At 48.8% G+C, this 15,950-nt stretch carries 12 protein-coding genes; 4 read left to right on the forward strand and 8 right to left on the reverse strand.

All coding sequences use genetic code 11. The features are described 5' to 3' along the window. Positions 1-76: 76 nt before the first annotated feature. From mfd to DXB83_RS07745, 4 genes are all read right to left on the reverse strand, one after another. Entirely contained in the window at positions 77-3,601 is a 3,525-nt protein-coding gene (gene mfd, locus DXB83_RS07730; RefSeq protein WP_117805280.1) for a transcription-repair coupling factor, read from the reverse strand. A 5-nt stretch (positions 3,602-3,606) separates the two neighbouring features. Continuing rightward, on the reverse strand, positions 3,607-4,191 hold the full coding sequence (gene pth, locus DXB83_RS07735; protein WP_022462621.1) for an aminoacyl-tRNA hydrolase: 585 nt from the start codon (positions 4,189-4,191) through the stop codon (positions 3,607-3,609). A gap of 220 nt (positions 4,192-4,411) precedes the next feature. Beyond that, positions 4,412-5,371, reverse strand: coding sequence for a TIGR03943 family putative permease subunit (locus DXB83_RS07740; protein WP_022462622.1), 960 nt, complete (start codon positions 5,369-5,371; stop codon positions 4,412-4,414). 198 nt (positions 5,372-5,569) lie between these two features. Further along, the gene (locus tag DXB83_RS07745) at positions 5,570-6,757 is read right to left on the reverse strand and encodes a CobW family GTP-binding protein (protein ID WP_117805281.1); all 1,188 of its coding nucleotides are present in this window, start codon (positions 6,755-6,757) and stop codon (positions 5,570-5,572) included. Between the two features lie 227 nt (positions 6,758-6,984). Here DXB83_RS07745 and nhaC point away from each other — a divergent pair, with 227 nt between their 5' ends. The 3 genes from nhaC to DXB83_RS07760 all read left to right on the forward strand — a co-directional run bounded on the left by nhaC (position 6,985) and on the right by DXB83_RS07760 (position 10,483). After that, complete coding sequence (gene nhaC / locus DXB83_RS07750) at positions 6,985-8,400, forward strand: Na+/H+ antiporter NhaC (protein WP_118697416.1); 1,416 nt, start codon at positions 6,985-6,987, stop codon at positions 8,398-8,400. 73 nt (positions 8,401-8,473) lie between these two features. Continuing rightward, on the forward strand, positions 8,474-9,349 hold the full coding sequence (locus DXB83_RS07755; RefSeq protein WP_117801662.1) for an MBL fold metallo-hydrolase: 876 nt from the start codon (positions 8,474-8,476) through the stop codon (positions 9,347-9,349). A 294-nt stretch (positions 9,350-9,643) separates the two neighbouring features. Beyond that, the gene (locus DXB83_RS07760) at positions 9,644-10,483 is read left to right on the forward strand and encodes a TraX family protein (protein ID WP_022462626.1); all 840 of its coding nucleotides are present in this window, start codon (positions 9,644-9,646) and stop codon (positions 10,481-10,483) included. Between the two features lie 143 nt (positions 10,484-10,626). On the opposite strand, the gene DXB83_RS07765 is transcribed toward DXB83_RS07760, so the two are convergent. After that, positions 10,627-11,130 (reverse strand): GNAT family N-acetyltransferase, encoded by a 504-nt coding sequence (locus tag DXB83_RS07765; protein ID WP_117805283.1) that lies wholly within the window; start codon positions 11,128-11,130, stop codon positions 10,627-10,629. 215 nt (positions 11,131-11,345) lie between these two features. Here DXB83_RS07765 and DXB83_RS07770 point away from each other — a divergent pair, with 215 nt between their 5' ends. Further along, positions 11,346-11,807: a hypothetical protein gene (locus DXB83_RS07770; RefSeq protein ID WP_118697417.1), complete on the forward strand. Its 462-nt coding sequence runs from the start codon at positions 11,346-11,348 to the stop codon at positions 11,805-11,807. Positions 11,808-11,829: 22 nt separating this feature from the next. On the opposite strand, the gene DXB83_RS07775 is transcribed toward DXB83_RS07770, so the two are convergent. From DXB83_RS07775 to DXB83_RS07785, 3 genes are all read right to left on the reverse strand, one after another. After that, positions 11,830-12,495 carry an MBL fold metallo-hydrolase gene (locus DXB83_RS07775; RefSeq protein WP_243108875.1) on the reverse strand — a complete coding sequence of 222 codons (666 nt, stop codon included), beginning with the start codon at positions 12,493-12,495 and terminating at the stop codon, positions 11,830-11,832. Between the two features lie 113 nt (positions 12,496-12,608). Further along, entirely contained in the window at positions 12,609-14,567 is a 1,959-nt protein-coding gene (gene glgB / locus DXB83_RS07780) for a 1,4-alpha-glucan branching protein GlgB (protein ID WP_118697418.1), read from the reverse strand. Positions 14,568-14,581: 14 nt separating this feature from the next. Then, positions 14,582-15,943, reverse strand: a complete 1,362-nt coding sequence (locus DXB83_RS07785) for an alpha-amylase family glycosyl hydrolase (protein ID WP_022461596.1) — start codon at positions 15,941-15,943, stop codon at positions 14,582-14,584. Between the last annotated feature and the right edge of the window lie 7 nt (positions 15,944-15,950).

The raw sequence follows: 15,950 nt of genomic DNA on the forward strand, positions 1-15,950 counted from the left end.
TTTTTGCTGATACAGGGCAACTTTTTTCTTCCCTGTTCACGCCTTTTTCACACGATTTTGGGGGTATGCGAGTGTTTCACTCCTGCGTGATCTGCAGCAGATCTTCCACCAGTGCATGGCTCTTCTCCAGCAGATCGATCTTTTCCTTTGAATTTCTCCGCCGCGGCGTGTAGACAAACGCCAGCGACTCCATCTGGAATTTCAGTTCGTCTCGGTATTTCTGCAGCAGCTCCGGAATCCGCGCCACATCGATTTTTGCATGCTGCTGTAAGGTGACTCGTACCGAATCGCCCATCTGTTTCAGCTCCGTCACATACGCACAGTGCGCCAGCGCTTTCAGTTCTGCAACAGCCAGAAGATTCTGTACATTTTTCGGCGGTTCCCCGAAGCGGTCGGTCAGCTCCTCCGTCATGTCCTCATACTCTTCCTTATTTTCAATCGCCGCAATTCGCTTATAGGTGTCAAGCTTCAGAGACTCGTTGCTGATGTAGCTATCCGGAATATAGGCACTGACATTCAGATCAATCGTTGTCTCGAACGCCTCTGCCGGTGCGATGCCCTTCGCCTCCTGGACAGCCTCTGCGAGCATTTTACAGTAGAGATCGTATCCTACCGACTCCATATGGCCTGACTGCTCCGCGCCCAGCAGATTTCCAGCGCCGCGGATCTCAAGATCACGCATCGCAATTTTAAAGCCGCTTCCCATCTCCGTAAATTCACGGATCGCATGGAGACGCTTCTCCGCCACTTCCTTCAACATCTTGTTTCTGCGGTACATCAGAAATGCGTAGGAAGTCCGGTTCGACCGTCCGACGCGGCCGCGGAGCTGATAGAGCTGTGACAGTCCCATCTGGTCGGAATCATGGATAATCATGGTATTGACATTCGAAATATCGAGTCCTGTCTCAATGATCGTTGTTGACACGAGCACATCGATCTCTCCGTTGATAAAGCCGTACATGATCTTTTCCAGCTCACGCTCTTTCATCTGTCCGTGCGCAAAGCCTACATTTGCATCCGGCACGAGCTTCTGAATCGTGTTCGCCATATCCGCAATCGACTGGACACGGTTATAGACATAGTAAACCTGCCCACCCCGCGCCAGCTCACGGTTAATCGCCTCGCGGACCATTTCTTCATTGTATTCACAGACAAAGGTCTGGATCGGCTGACGATCCTGCGGTGCTTCCTCGAGCACACTCATATCGCGGATGCCGATCAGGCTCATGTGCATGGTACGTGGAATCGGCGTCGCCGTCAGTGTCAGAACATCCACATTTTTTTGTAGCTGCTTGATTTTTTCTTTATGCGTCACGCCGAACCGCTGCTCCTCATCGACAATCAGAAGGCCAAGATCTTTGAACTTCACATCTTTCGACAGAACGCGGTGTGTTCCGATGACAATGTCCACGAGTCCTTTTTTCAGATCCTCCAGCGTTTTTTTCTGCTCGGCCGGTGTGCGGAAACGGCACAGAAGATCAACGCGCACCGGGAAATCCTTCATGCGCTCGACAAATGTATTGTAATGCTGCTGTGCCAGAATGGTGGTCGGAACGAGGTAGACGACCTGTTTGCTCTCCTGCACTGCCTTAAACGCTGCACGGATCGCAACCTCGGTCTTGCCGTATCCGACATCGCCGCAGATCAGGCGGTCCATAATCTTTTTGCTCTCCATATCCGCCTTTGTCGCCTCAATCGCCGCAAGCTGATCGTCCGTTTCCTCAAACGGAAACAGTTCCTCAAATTCCTTCTGCCAGATCGTATCCTTTCCGAACGGATAGCCGGATGACGCCTGCCGCTCGGCATACAGCTTCACGAGATCCTGTGCAATATTTTTTACCGCATGGCGAACCCGTGTTTTCGTTTTATTCCATTCCTGACCGCCGATTTTATTCAGCTTCGGTACCTTTGCAGCTTCGCCGGACGCATACTTCTGCAGCGTATCGAACTGGGTGGCCAGCACATAGAGGTTCGATCCGCCCGCATACTCGATTTTCATGTAGTCACGCGTTACGCGGTCCATCTCAATTTTTTCGATACCGCGGTAAATACCAAGACCGTGGCTCTCATGCACGACATAGTCACCGATCGATAGATCCGCAAAATTCTGGATTTTCTGACCGGAATACTCCGATTTCTTCCGGTTTTTCTTCTTCTCTTTTCCAAAAATATCCGTCTCTGTAATCAGCACAAATTTCTGCATCGGATATTCAAAGCCTCTGCGGGCCGCGCCGTGGATCAGCATGACCTCGCCCGGTTTCAGAACACGCTCCTCATTCTCGCTGTAGAAGGCCGGAATCTCCTCATTCTGCAGGTCCTCTGCCAGATGCTGCGCCCGCGTCCGCGACGGACTCGCCAGTACAATACGGTAACCCGCTTTTTTCCAGGATTTCAGATCTTTTACCAGAAGCGGGAACTGATTGTTATACGAATTGACCGATTTCACCGTCACACTGAATTCGTCACGGATATTCCACTCGCCCTTCTGCGGCTCCATCAGCGATACGGCAACACAGCCGCGGCGGTTTAGTTTTGCCACAAGCTCCGCCGTACTGCACATCAGCTTCGCCTGTCCCGGCAGGAGGTATCCCTTTTCGAGACGGTGGCTCACGCTCTCCTGAAATTCTGCTTCCAGCGCATCGGCACACTCGATGATGCGGTTCGGCTCATCGAGGAAAATGCGGCTGTTCTCCGGCAGATACTCAAGAAACGAGACGGTCTCCGGATAAAAATAGTGAAGATACTGTTCGGCTCCCTGCAGAATTTCGCCTTCTCCGATCTGGTCGCAGATTTCTTCTGCTGCATGGCGGATCCTTGCCGCTTCCTCTGTCATCATTTTGTCGCGGAATTTTGTGCTTTGCGCTTTCGCCTCTTTTTTAATCGCTTTCACACCGCGCGCAATCGTATTCTCTGTTAAAATCAGCTCCGATGCCGGATAGATTATGATTTCCTCGAGGTTTTCAATCGACCGCTGGCTCTCCGCATCGAAGCTTCGGATGGAATCTATCTCATCGCCCCATAGCTCAATCCGGATCGGGTTCTGTTCCGTCAGCGGATAAATATCGAGAATGCCGCCGCGGACGGAAAACTGGCCGGTCGACTCCACCTGAAAGGTACTCTCATAGCCGAGCCGCACCAGCTCTTTTCTTATTTTATCCAGATCGAGTTCGCTGTCATTGCGCAGATGGATGCAATGTTTTTCGAACACGCCAAGAGGCAGAAGAAAGTCCATACATCCCCCTACACTGGTGATGATGGTAACTTCCTTCCGCTCAAGAAGTGCCTGGATCACCTGAAGCCGCTGCCGGATCAGCAGATTTCCGTGAATGTCTGCCTGATAGAAAATCAGGTCCTTCGCCGGATAATACAGCGTCTCCGCATCGTACAGCCGGTAATCCTCATATAATTCTTTTGCTTTTAATTCATTTTCCGCGATCAGAAGCCGCACCGGGGCATCCTCGGAGAGACCTGCGATCATATGGGCTTTCTGGCTTTCCAGACAGCCCGAGATCACCGTCACACCTGCGGTTCCTTTTTTCAGATCACGGAACAGCTCGTCAAAACGGGCAATTTCTTTGATCGGTTCTAATAACGCTTTCATTTTCCTTACTCTGCCGGGTTTGCAGATTTGCGGTTATACTCGTTCATGGCTGCGTCCACATCCCCGTTCAGCATCTGCTCGATTGCTTTTGCCGCATGCTCGATCGCCAGATTTACAAGGGGACGTTCGTCTTTCGTAAACGGACTTAACACGTAGTCCGCCAGATCCCAGTTTTTCGGTTTCTCACCGACGCCGACCTTCACACGCATAAAATGGTCGGTGCCAAGATTAGCGATGATGTTTTTGATGCCATTGTGGCCGCCCGCGCTTCCTTTTTTGCGGATACGGATCTGTCCCGGCGCCAGGCTGATATCATCGTAAACCACGATCAGCTCGCTCTCCGGATCCACTTTGTAATAGTTCACCAGCTCCCGCACGGACTCACCGCTCAGGTTCATATATGTCATCGGCTTTGCAACGATAACCTTCTGACCTGCGATCATGCCTTTTCCGAACAGAGCCTTGTGGCCTGTACCGGAGGAAGGGATCTGATATTCATCGATCAGATAATCGATGGTATCAAATCCGACATTGTGCTTCGTCCCTTCGTACTGGCGCGTTGGATTTCCCAGACCTACTATAATATACATAAATTCTCCTGTCATCAGACCATTTTCCGGCGCAGTTTTTGTTCACGTCACGGTCAAAACGGATATTCTCCATCCACTTCGCTACTTGCGCATAACCGAATAGCTGCTTCGCCGCACCGAAAAATGATATATTGTTTTTCCATCTGTCATAAAGAAAGAACACGAACAAAAGAGCAGCCTTTTTCCTGCTCTTTTATTCGCTGAAATGCTTCGGCAATGTTTAGTTAAAGTATACCAGTTCGCTCTCCGGTTTCTTGGCCGGTTTGATTTCTTTTGCATACAGAACCGGGCCTTCGCCATCGTAAACCTTCATATAGCCCCATTTTACCGTTGCAGTCACGTCAACCCAGGAACCCATTACGAGAGATTTGGCGCTTGCGCATTTGCAGACATAGCCGATAAAAGAAGTATCATCTGCACAGCAGGTCATTGCCATACGACCCGGAACAAAGAAATCGGCTCCGACATCCTTGCTCTTTAATACCATACCGCGGAAATGAACAGTCTTGCCCTCGTAACGCTCCGGGTTGTCGCCCATATCGACATACCAGATTCCGTAATCGGCGTCATCAATCTCGATCACATCGGCATCGGTATCAAACGGCATCTGATCCTCAAAAATGTTGTCAATTTCGCCTTCTTCGTTCTCAAACAGAACGTCGCACGCCTGGTTGACTACTTTGATGCTGCGGCGGAAGGATGGAAGCGGATCTTCCGGACGACAGCGGTTGAACATAACCATATCCGCATTTTTTGCCATCTCCATGAAAACAGATTTCATATTCTGCATATAAATCTGGAAGCAGCTTGCATCGACTGTCACAATCTCCTGTACAATGCCCCAGCCGCGCGGCAGCTCCATTTCTTCGAGTTTTTTTACACTCCAGAGCGGATTGTATTCCAGAATAATACGCTCCGGGCGATATTTACGGTTCAGTTTTTTCAGGTAATCCAGGGTAAACTGCTCTGGTCCTTCTACGATTTCCAGGACGGTGTTGTGTTTGAGCAGTTCTTTTTCGTCGTACTCTACTTCACCTTCTTCGGTTGTGATCAGAAGGGTCGGTCCGTCGATCTGGAAATAGTCCTGTGCTACGGTAAAATTGATAAAAGAGGTTTTTCCACTCTCCAGAAATCCTGTTATGAGATAAATCGGAATTTCTACTTCGTCTTCTTCGTACATTTTGTACCTCCGTTGTCTTTGACGTACTCCCGGAATCTTTCTGCACTTGCTTTTGCGGCTGAGATTCCGGACGTGCCTTTTGCTTTGTCTCTAAATCAAGAAAAAAGCTGCCACATCGGATTTTGTTTCTGATGCGGCAGCTTCACTACAGTTCACAGGTACCCTGCGGACCGTAATTTTCGCAGCTACTTTGTATTTTTACAGTCCGAACAGCTCTGCCAGCTTATCTTCTGCTAATTTGGAACCGATGACACAGATTCTTCCGGTGAATTCCGGTGCTCCGTCACGTACTTCGTACTCTTCCGGAACCATATCGAAATAGATCCACTGTCCATCGGCGCCTGCTACCATACCTTTGGCCCGAAGAACCATACCATAAGCGGTATCCTCGGAAAGTTTCTTTAAGATGCCTTCGATCTGCTCTTTGGTGAAGGTCTTCACAGTCTCCTGACCCCAGCTTGTGAAAACTTCGTCTGCGTGATGATGGTGATGATGATCATGACCGCAGCAGCACTCGTCATCGTGGTGATGATGATGCTCATGGTCGTGATCATGGCCGCAGCAGCACTCGTCATCATGGTCGTGGTGATGATGCTCATGCTCCTCGTCGTGATCGTGGCCGCAGCAGCACTCGCCGTCATGGTCGTGATGATGATGTTCATGTTCGTCCTCATCATGATCGTGATGATGGTGCTCATGCTCCTCATCGTGGTCATGGCCGCAGCAGCACTCGTCGTGGTCATGATGATGGTGATGATGCTCTTCCTCTTCTACCTGCGCAAGGTTGATGATGGCACCTTCCATCGTATCGAGTACTTTCTTACCACCCAGTACTTCAACCGGTGTGGTAATAATGTGTGCTTCCGGATTCAGCTCGCGGAGCATCTTTACTGCTGCCTCTACTTTTGCAGTGTCAGCCTTATCGGTACGGCTCAGGATGATGGTTCCTGCGCTCTTTACCTGATTCTCGAAGAATTCGCCGAAGTTTCTGAGATACATTTTGCATTTCATAACGTCGACTACGGTTGTTGCGGAATTCAGGGCTACGCCTGCTTCTTTTTCTACGCCGTCTACCGCTTTGATGACGTCGGAGAGTTTACCTACGCCGGACGGCTCGATGATGATGCGGTCCGGGTGATATTTGGTGATAACGTCTTTTAATGCTGCGCCGAAGTCTCCCACAAGAGAGCAGCAGATGCAGCCGGAGTTCATTTCACGGATTTCGATACCGGCATCTTTTAAGAAGCCTCCGTCGATTCCAATTTCACCGAATTCGTTCTCGATCAGGACAACCTGCTGGCCTTTCAGCGCGTCTCCGAGGAGTTTTTTGATCAGGGTTGTTTTTCCTGCGCCCAGGAAACCTGAAATAATGTCTATTCTTGTCATTGATTTAACCTCTTTATCTTGTTGATTCCGTTTATAGTTAGCTATAAAAGGGCCGAAGTTTATCCTCCGCCCCACACTCACGCCTATTATAGCAACCATAGAACAAAAAATCAAGGGGATTTCCCTTGCTTTTTCTGCATTTCACCATTATAATATATTACATGTCTTTTCTACTTTAACGCGTTGAATGGGCAAATCATTTTACCTATGAATGGGGGACTTTTTTTATGAGTGGAACGAAAGAAAAAAAACTCAATCTGCCACAGTCACTGCTTTTGCTGCTGCTGATCATCGTATCCGTCGCAGTCTGTATCCGCCTGAAAACCGGCGGTCCTATGATCGGCCTGTTTGCAAGCTGGATTTTTATCTATCTGTTTTGTAAAATTTTCGGTATTTCTTACGCCAAAATTGTTGCCGGCGCATACGATGCCATCCGTATGGTCGTCCCGACGCTCTGCCTTCTGATGACCATCGGTGTCATGATCGGCACCTGGCTGCAGAGTGGCACCATTGCCACCATCATTTCCTGGGGCTTAAAAATGATTAACCCGTCCTGGCTGCTGCCTCTGACGCTGCTGTTCTGCTCCATTTTGAGTATTGTAACCGGTACTTCCTATGGTTCCGTCGGAAGCGCAGGTGTTGCCATGATGGCGATCGGAAACGCCATGGGTATCCATCCTGGCATGGTAGCCGGTGCTGTCATCTGCGGTGCCATGTTCGGTGACAAATTAAGTCCTCTTTCCGATACCACAAACCTTGCTCCGGCCGTTGCAGATGCCAAACTTGGCGATCATATCCGCTCGATGCTCTGGACCACCCTTCCAACGTATGTAATTACCTTAATTCTTTTTACTATTCTCGGTTTCCAGCAGACCAGCGGAAGCTATACCGAGGGAAGCATTACCGTTTACATCGATGCTTTAAACGATGAATTCCAGCTCGGATGGATTACCATGATCCCTGCCATCCTGATTATTGTATTGCTCCTCTGCAAAGTAAATGCGATCTCTGCACTTGGTCTTTCCAGCTTCGCTGCCGGATTTGTTTCCTATTTTGTGCAGCACGATACTCTGCAGGGCATCATCCGCACAGCTTACAACGGTTACACAACCACAATCGAAGAACCGGTATTACAATCCATCTTAAACCGCGGCGGCATGGGAAGCATGCTCCAGTACGTAGCCATTATCTGCTTTGCTGTCGGCATGGGCGGCATGCTGGAAAAACTCGGTGTACTGGATCACATTCTTCAAGCGATTGTAAAGAGAATCAACAGCGATGGAAGTATGATCCTTGCAACGATGATTGTCGGTTACGTGACCAGCCTCATCAGCTGCTCCCAGCCGATGGCACACGTTCTGACCGGCCGTCTGATGGCACCTGTCTTTCAAGAGCGCAAGGTTGCACCGGAAATTCTTTCCCGCTGCCTCGAAGACTCCGGAACTATGGCTGGTCCTATGATTCCATGGCATGGCTACGGCGTATACATGGCCGGCACACTTGGTGTTGCATGGTCGGCATTTTTCCCGTACTTATTCCTGCTTTACCTGACCCCGGTTTTCAGTATTTTCTATGGATTTACCGGAATTTCCATTAAGCATCTTCCGGAAACCCAAAACAATGAATCAAAAGAAGAGAAATAAGGCAAAAGCAGAAATCGTAACAGAAAATCATAAACAGAAACAGAAACAAAAAAAGAAAAGGAAAAGAGAAAGAATGCAGACAAAACTTGTTCTTCTCGGAACCGGCACACCAAATGCGTGTCCGAATGCCAACGGACCTTCCTCCGCTGTCGTGGTCGGTGACCGTGCTTATCTGGTAGATTTTGGCCCTGGCGTTGTCCGCCAGGCCTCAGCCGCCTATTTTAACGGCGTGGATGCCCTGCGGCCGGATCTTCTGACCGTTGCGTTCTGTACGCATCTGCACACAGATCACACTGCCGGATATCCGGATCTGATTTTTACCCCGTGGGTGCTGGAGCGTCCGGTTCCGCTGAAAGTTTACGGACCAAAAGGCCTGCGGCATATGACCGATCATATCTTACAGGCCTATGAAACCGACATTGATTTCCGAATTCACGGTTTCGAAAAAGCAAACGAATCCGGCTACCGCGTTGAGGTAACAGAAATTGAATCCGGCATTATCTACCGGGATGACCTGGTTACGGTGGAGGCTTTTCCGGTCAGCCACGGAACACTGGAATGCTACGGCTATAAATTCACCACACCGGACCGCACGATCGTCATCACTGGCGATACCGCTCCGCTGGATCTCGTGGCAGAAAAATCGAAAGGCTGTGATATCCTGCTGCACGAAGTGGAATACGCCGCCGGAATCTCCTGCCGCGAACCAAAATGGCAGAAATACCACCGGGAAGTGCATACGTTAAGCACGGATCTTGCCGGTGTTGCAAAAAAGGCAAATCCGAAACTGCTCGTTACGTATCACCGGATTTACCATATGAATGTACAGGATAACCACAAAAACCTTGCCGCCGAGATGGCATGGCGCGATGCCGCGATTCTGGATGAAATCCGGGATGCAGGGTATGACGGATATGTCGTGAACGGAAAAGACCTGGATGTATTTTAAAATACGGGGCAGCGTACCAATTCTGGTTTACGAATTGGTACGCTGCCCCGTTCGTTTTGGGATGAGCCCGGAGACGCTTTCTATTTTCATTTACCCGACTGGCAGATTCTACCATACTCTGCGTTATTTCAGAACTGTTTTTTCTTTGACATTAACCTCCTCAGAACGTATAATCATAGTATTACAACTCTGGCAAAACAGCAGGATTTTCTGCTGTTTGTCGTTACAGGAACCTGATCCGCAGACGGCTTGCACAGTCTGCCTTTCGTTTGCGTTCCAGAAAGGATGTTTTATATGGCAGCTACTACTGCGAAACCCGTAAAAAGCGCCGGTAAAATTCCCGGCAGTACCTTGAAAATCATTGCGATGGTCTGTATGCTGATCGACCACACTGCAGCTGTACTTTTCGACCGAATCCTGATTTCCCGTGGTCTTCTGGATGCGGTGAACGCTTCGGACGGAGGCGCATCATTTCTCTCCACAGGAAACACAGCTGTGATTTATTACGCGGACATGATTATGCGTGCCATCGGACGAATCAGTTTTCCAATTTTCTGTTTTCTGTTAATTGAGGGATTTCTACATACACATGATGTGAAAAAGTATGCTCTGAATCTTGGTATTTTCGCACTGGTTTCAGAAGTTCCGTTTGACCTTGCATTTGCGGGAAAACCGTTTTATCTGAATTATCAGAATGTATTTTTCACTCTGTTTATCGGCCTTGTGATGATGATTTTCCTGCAGAAGATTGATGAAAAAACGCATCAGGACGGTACAAACTGGCGGGGAGCCAACTGGAAAGTTTCCATTGGAAAACTGCTGGTGATCGTAGCGGCATGCACTGTTGCTACACTGCTGAAAACCGATTACAGTGCGATGGGAATTCTGACGATTGTTCTGATGTATAACCTGCGTAACAATAAGATGTATTGTATTGGAATTGGCTGCGCCGTACTTACGCTGCTGAGCCTGAATGAAATCACCTGTTTTCTGGCGATGATCCCGGTGCATTTTTATAACGGAAAACGAGGATTGAATCTGAAGTATCCGTTTTATGCGTTTTATCCGGTGCATCTGCTGGTGCTGTTTGCGATTGCGGCGGTACTGGGGATGGCGGGGGTTGCGGTTGTTTAAAAAACGGACACCCGGAAGTGCACCTGCGCCGCCTGGGACTGTGCCCTGGGGCACAGTCCCAGACGACACAGACGCACTTCCGGGCTGACATTGAGGCGGGCGGTGGGGAGGTCTGGATTTGCTGCGCAAATCGGCGTGAGATTCTACTTAATATACTTCTTAACTTCCAACGGATACCCCAAAAGCTCTTCGCTGCGAATCACTTCAAAATTCTCCGGTTGAAAATCTTTGCGTAACGTCACAGTGTTCAGGCAATGATATCCCAATCTATGATAGAGTTTTATCGCTCCAAAATTTCGTGCAGCTACCTCAAGATAGACAGATTCAGAATACTTTTTTATCTCGGCTTCGACCAGCGCAATCGCATGACTTCCGTATCCGTTTCCCTGGTATTCCGGAAGTACGAAAAGATCTTCGATCCAGTCAACTTCCGCCCCGCGGCTTCCGAGATGCACAAATCCAATGGGGATCTCTTCTTTTAAGATAAAATAAAACACATGCCCTTTGTCTGTCCAGGCAGCAAGATTCTCCGCGGCCTCTTCGTCGGTTATAACATAATCACCATGAGCCAGCCAAAAGCCTCGAATCAGCTCTTTTGCAAGTTGTGCTTCGTTTTCATATTTCTGTAAAGCTATAATTTCATTCATTTTTTCATCTCCCTTGTTTGTTTAACCGAATCAAGTAAGTCCCAACCCCCTGCTTATTGCTTCGCGCAATGGAAGCAGGTGACTTGCTTGATTCGGTTAAACTATGATATACTCAAATCATCATGATACCAGGCTCAAAAAGCTAATGCAAGCTCGCTTGCAAGAGGATTTTTGAACTCTTGACCTGTCAAAAACATGACGAGGAGTGCAATGATATGAAAAAAGCGACAAATTTGATATCCTTTCTGATTTTAATGATGGTACTGGTCGGCTGTAGCAAAGAAACGGTCCATATCGACTTTCCTTTTGAAGTTGGAGATGTTGAAAATATCGAAATGTACCACTATGCGGGAGCACCGGTATCAGCAGAAAAGAAAATAGTCGTTGCAAAAACTGATATAACAGACTTGTATCATATGTTTGAAAACTTATCATTGACAGACAAACAAGTCGAGGAAATCACAGGCGCAGATGTGACCAGTTTTCGATTTAACCTTTCGGATGGGACAAACTACGAACTGGTTTATGTCTGCAATGGAGTCAAGAACGGAAAGCTGAAATCTTCCACGGGCAATTTTGAATACTTCACAAGTTCAGATATCGGCTCATATTGGTCAAATATGGATCTTGAATCAGTTCCAGTGAAAGAAAGTGAATTGCCGAAGTGGCATAACTGATTCAGCCTCGAAGGACTCCCTGTCATACGCGCTGGGGTGTTTTTATATATGATTCATCTCGTTTCCGTTTCTCATAAATCGCTTCCATCCATTCCAGCACATCCTCTTTGTTCTGCTGAAACGGTTCGCTGTGGCTCAGGAGAAAATACGGCGCACGCACGTTTTTCAGAACTCGGATTTCTGCCAGCAGGCGCTCGGCATTATAAACGGTCTGTCCGTTTTTCTGCGTCGCATATGCCGCATCCCCGAGAAAGCACCACGTCTCATCCACTTCCAATGCAAGCGATCCTTTGGCATGACTCGATGGAATCGGAAATAAATGTAACCGCACGTCACCGTCCTGAAACCACGTATCTTCTTCTATCACAGTTCCTGTTTTTGTATAACGAAACGTATTTTTCCCCTGGTAAACCGCTTCGCACGAAATCTCCGACAGATTCCCAATATGGTCGGGATGAAAATGGGATAAAATCACCCGAATTTTTTTTCCTGTCTGTTCTGACTTTTTCTGCAGAATTTCTGAAACCGCAGGATGATTTCCCACGTCATATACCCAGAAAAATGCATCACCCTCGATGATCACAACATTTGCCGAAAGTGGATGTTCTGTCGGTGTAAGATAGGAAATGTGATCGTTGATTGTCTGGATGTGCGGAATCTGTATCGGCTCTTTTCTTTCTTCTTTCATCAAATCAACACCTCTTTTCCTTCGAACACAAAACACAATGACCGACAGATTTAAGAAATCTCTTTCGTTCTCTGCCGGTCATGATATTAATGAAAATTAGTAGCTATCTTATTTTAGAAGCTGAACACCGCCACACCATACGCCGGAAGTGCATATGCAATCCGATATGGCTGGCCATCGCATTCTCCGTCTTTGGCGCGGTAGACCATCTGGCGTTTTTCGGTCGGGCCGCCGTATTTCATATCGGAGCTGTCGAGTATCAGGCGGTACTGTTTTTTGCGCGGTACGCCGCACATGTAGTCCGGTCTCTCGACTGGTGTGAAGTTGCAGACAAACAGCAGATTGTTCTTGCCTGTCGGTGACCAGCGGACGAAGCTGTAAATGCTGCGGTCGCCGTCGTTGGCATTGATCCACTGGAAGCCTTCGTAGCCGCAGTCGTTCGCGTAGAGTGCCGGGTACTTGCGGTACATTTTCAGCAGGTCACTGAAGAAGGTCTGCAGATGCTGATGCCCCTCATCTGCCAGCAGGAACCAGTCGATCTCGCGTTCCTCGCTCCACTCGCGGAGCTGTCCGAAATCCTGTCCCATGAACAGAAGTTTTTTGCCCGGGTGCCCGAACATGAAAGCATAGCCTACCATCAGGTTCTGGAATTTTTCCTTCAGATCGCCCGGCATTTTGTTGATCATCGAGCATTTCAAGTGGACAACCTCATCGTGCGAGAGCACCAGAATGTAGTTCTCGGAAAATGCATAGGTCATGCCGAAGGTCATCTTGTTATGGTTGTATTTGCGGAAGTATGGATCGAGCTTCATGTAATCGAGGAAGTCATGCATCCATCCCATGTTCCATTTGTAGGAGAAATGCAGGCCGCCGTCCTCTACGCTTCCCGTTACCTTCGGCCACGTTGTGGACTCCTCGGCAATCATGATGACACCTTTGTTTCGTCCGCGCACCAGGGTATTCAGGTGTTTGAAGAACTCGACGGCTTCGAGATTTTCATTTCCGCCGTTCTTGTTCGGCACCCACTGGCCCGGCTCTTTTCCGTAGTCGAGATACAGCATCGAAGCAACAGCATCGACACGGAGACCGTCTACGTGGTACTCTTCTACCCAGTAAAGCGCATTTGCCAGCATAAAGTTTTTCACTTCATTTTTGCCGTAATCAAAGATCTTCGTTCCCCACTCCGGGTGCTCGCCCTTTCTCGGGTCGGCGTACTCATACAGCGGCTGGCCATCAAAATCAGCAAGGCCGTGCGCATCTTTCGGGAAGTGTGCCGGTACCCAGTCCAGAATAACACCGATTTTATTTTTATGCAGATAATCAACAAGATATTTAAACTCTTTCGGTGTTCCGTAGCGGGAGGTCGGTGCGTAATAGCCCGTTACCTGATAGCCCCAGGAACCGTCAAACGGATGCTCTGCAATTCCCATCAGCTCTACGTGGGTATAGCCCATTTTTTTTACGTAATCGGCAAGCGAATGTGCGAACTGAACGTAATTGTAAAATCCGTCCGGGTTGGATTCGGACCACGGATGTTTCATCCAGGAGCCCGGGTGCACTTCGTAGATAGAGAGCGCGGATTTCTGAACGTCAAATTTTTTGCGGTTCGTCAGCCATTCGCTGTCACCCCAGCGGTAGCCTTCGATTTCCGCTACTTTTGACGCGGTACCCGGCCGTTTTTCGGATGCAAATGCGTATGGATCTGCTTTGTACAGTTCTCTTCCGTCCGGTGTGCGGATGTAATATTTATACATCATTCCCTCGGTCACGCCCGGAACGAACACTTCATAAACGCCGTCCTCGCCGACTTTCCGCATCACATTGGCATGGGCATCCCAGCCGTTGAATTCGCCGATGACAGATACTTCCGCCGCATGCGGAGCCCATACGGTGAACCAGGCTCCTACTTTGCCGTCTTTTTTGTCCAGGTGCGCACCCATTTTCCGGAAAATATCGTAATGGGTTGCCTGACCAAACAAATACTGATCCAGTTCAGAAAATCTTGGCTGATAGCCCACCGGTTTTTTTGGCGCTTTTCTGGTTTTTGCTGTTGTTTTTGCAGTTTCCTTCATAGAAAAAATCCCCTTTATGATTCTTTTTCAATCAGAACACAGCCGCACGGAGGTACTTCAACAAAAAGTTTTCCATTTTCCGGAGAAATGGCTTCTCCGGTTACCGCGTTTTTCCATGTTCCGTCGCAAGATGCAGGAATCCAGACTCCCGCACTCTGGTTTTCATCATTATTTACTGCTGTGATCAGAGCGTCTGTCTCATCCAGGCGTGCAAAGGCATACTGGCGGTTGGTCAGCATGAGTTCGCGGTATCTTCCCGTTCGTGCTGCAGGATGTTTTTTTCTGACGTCTGATAATGTTTTGATCCATGCCGGAAGTTTTTCTGCCGGCGGATTTTTCTCCAGTTCTTCCAGATTCAGCGCCGGACGCAGCGGATCGTCGTTTCCGCTTTCTTTTCTTCCCTCGATGCCGAATTCCGATCCGTAATAGATGGACGGGATGCCCGGCAGGAAGTACAGCAGCGCATAAATTGGAATCATGTTTTCTTTTACGTTCAGCTTGCTGGCCAGACGGTCTACGTCGTGGTTGTCAACGAAGCTGTACAGTTTCTTTCCTTTGTAAATGCCGCCGTTTTCGTCAAATTCGCGGCGGATCGTATGTGCAATTTCGAAGTAGTTATGATCGTTATGTCCCGAATAAAGTCCTTTGTGAAGCTCGTAGTTTGTGACACTGTGCAGCAGATGCTGGCCGTCTCCGATGTAGCGCGCATAGTCGCCGTGGATGACTTCGCCCATCAGCCAGAAGTCCTGTTTTTTGGCGGATGTGCGTGCGCGCATCTGCTCCATGAAGCCGAAATCCAGGCAGTCGGCGCAGTCGAGACGGATGCCGTCGATGTCGAATTCGTCGATCCAGAAGTCGATGACATCAAGGAGATAGTCGCGGACCTGCTGGTTCTGGAGATTCAGGTTGACGAGTTCGAAGCAGTTTCTCCATGCTTCGTAGGAGAATCCGTCGTTATAGCAGGTGTTTCCGCCGAACCAGATTCCTTTGTACCATCCGCAGTACGGGGACTGTTCTCTTTTTTCCTGAATGTCGCGGAAGGCAAAGAATTCGCGGCCGGTGTGGTTGAAGACACCGTCTACGACGACTTTGATGCCGAGTTCGTGGGCTTTTTTTACGTATGCGGCAAAGTCCGCGTTGTCGCCTAAGCGGCGGTCTACCTGTTTGTAATCTTTTGTGTCGTATCCATGTGTGGTTGATTCAAACAAGGGGCCGATATAGATTGCGGTACAACCGAGATCTGCGATGTGCGGAAGCCACTGTTCCAGTGTGGAAAAGCGGTGTACGGTTTCTTCCGATTCATTTTTCCTCGGCGCACCGGTCAGTCCGATCGGATAGATGTGATAAAATTCTGCCTCTTCATACCATGGTGCCATTTTGTTT

The sequence above is a fragment of the Blautia sp. OM06-15AC genome (assembly GCF_003481425.1).
Taxonomy (GTDB): Bacteria; Bacillota; Clostridia; order Lachnospirales; family Lachnospiraceae; genus Fusicatenibacter; species Fusicatenibacter saccharivorans.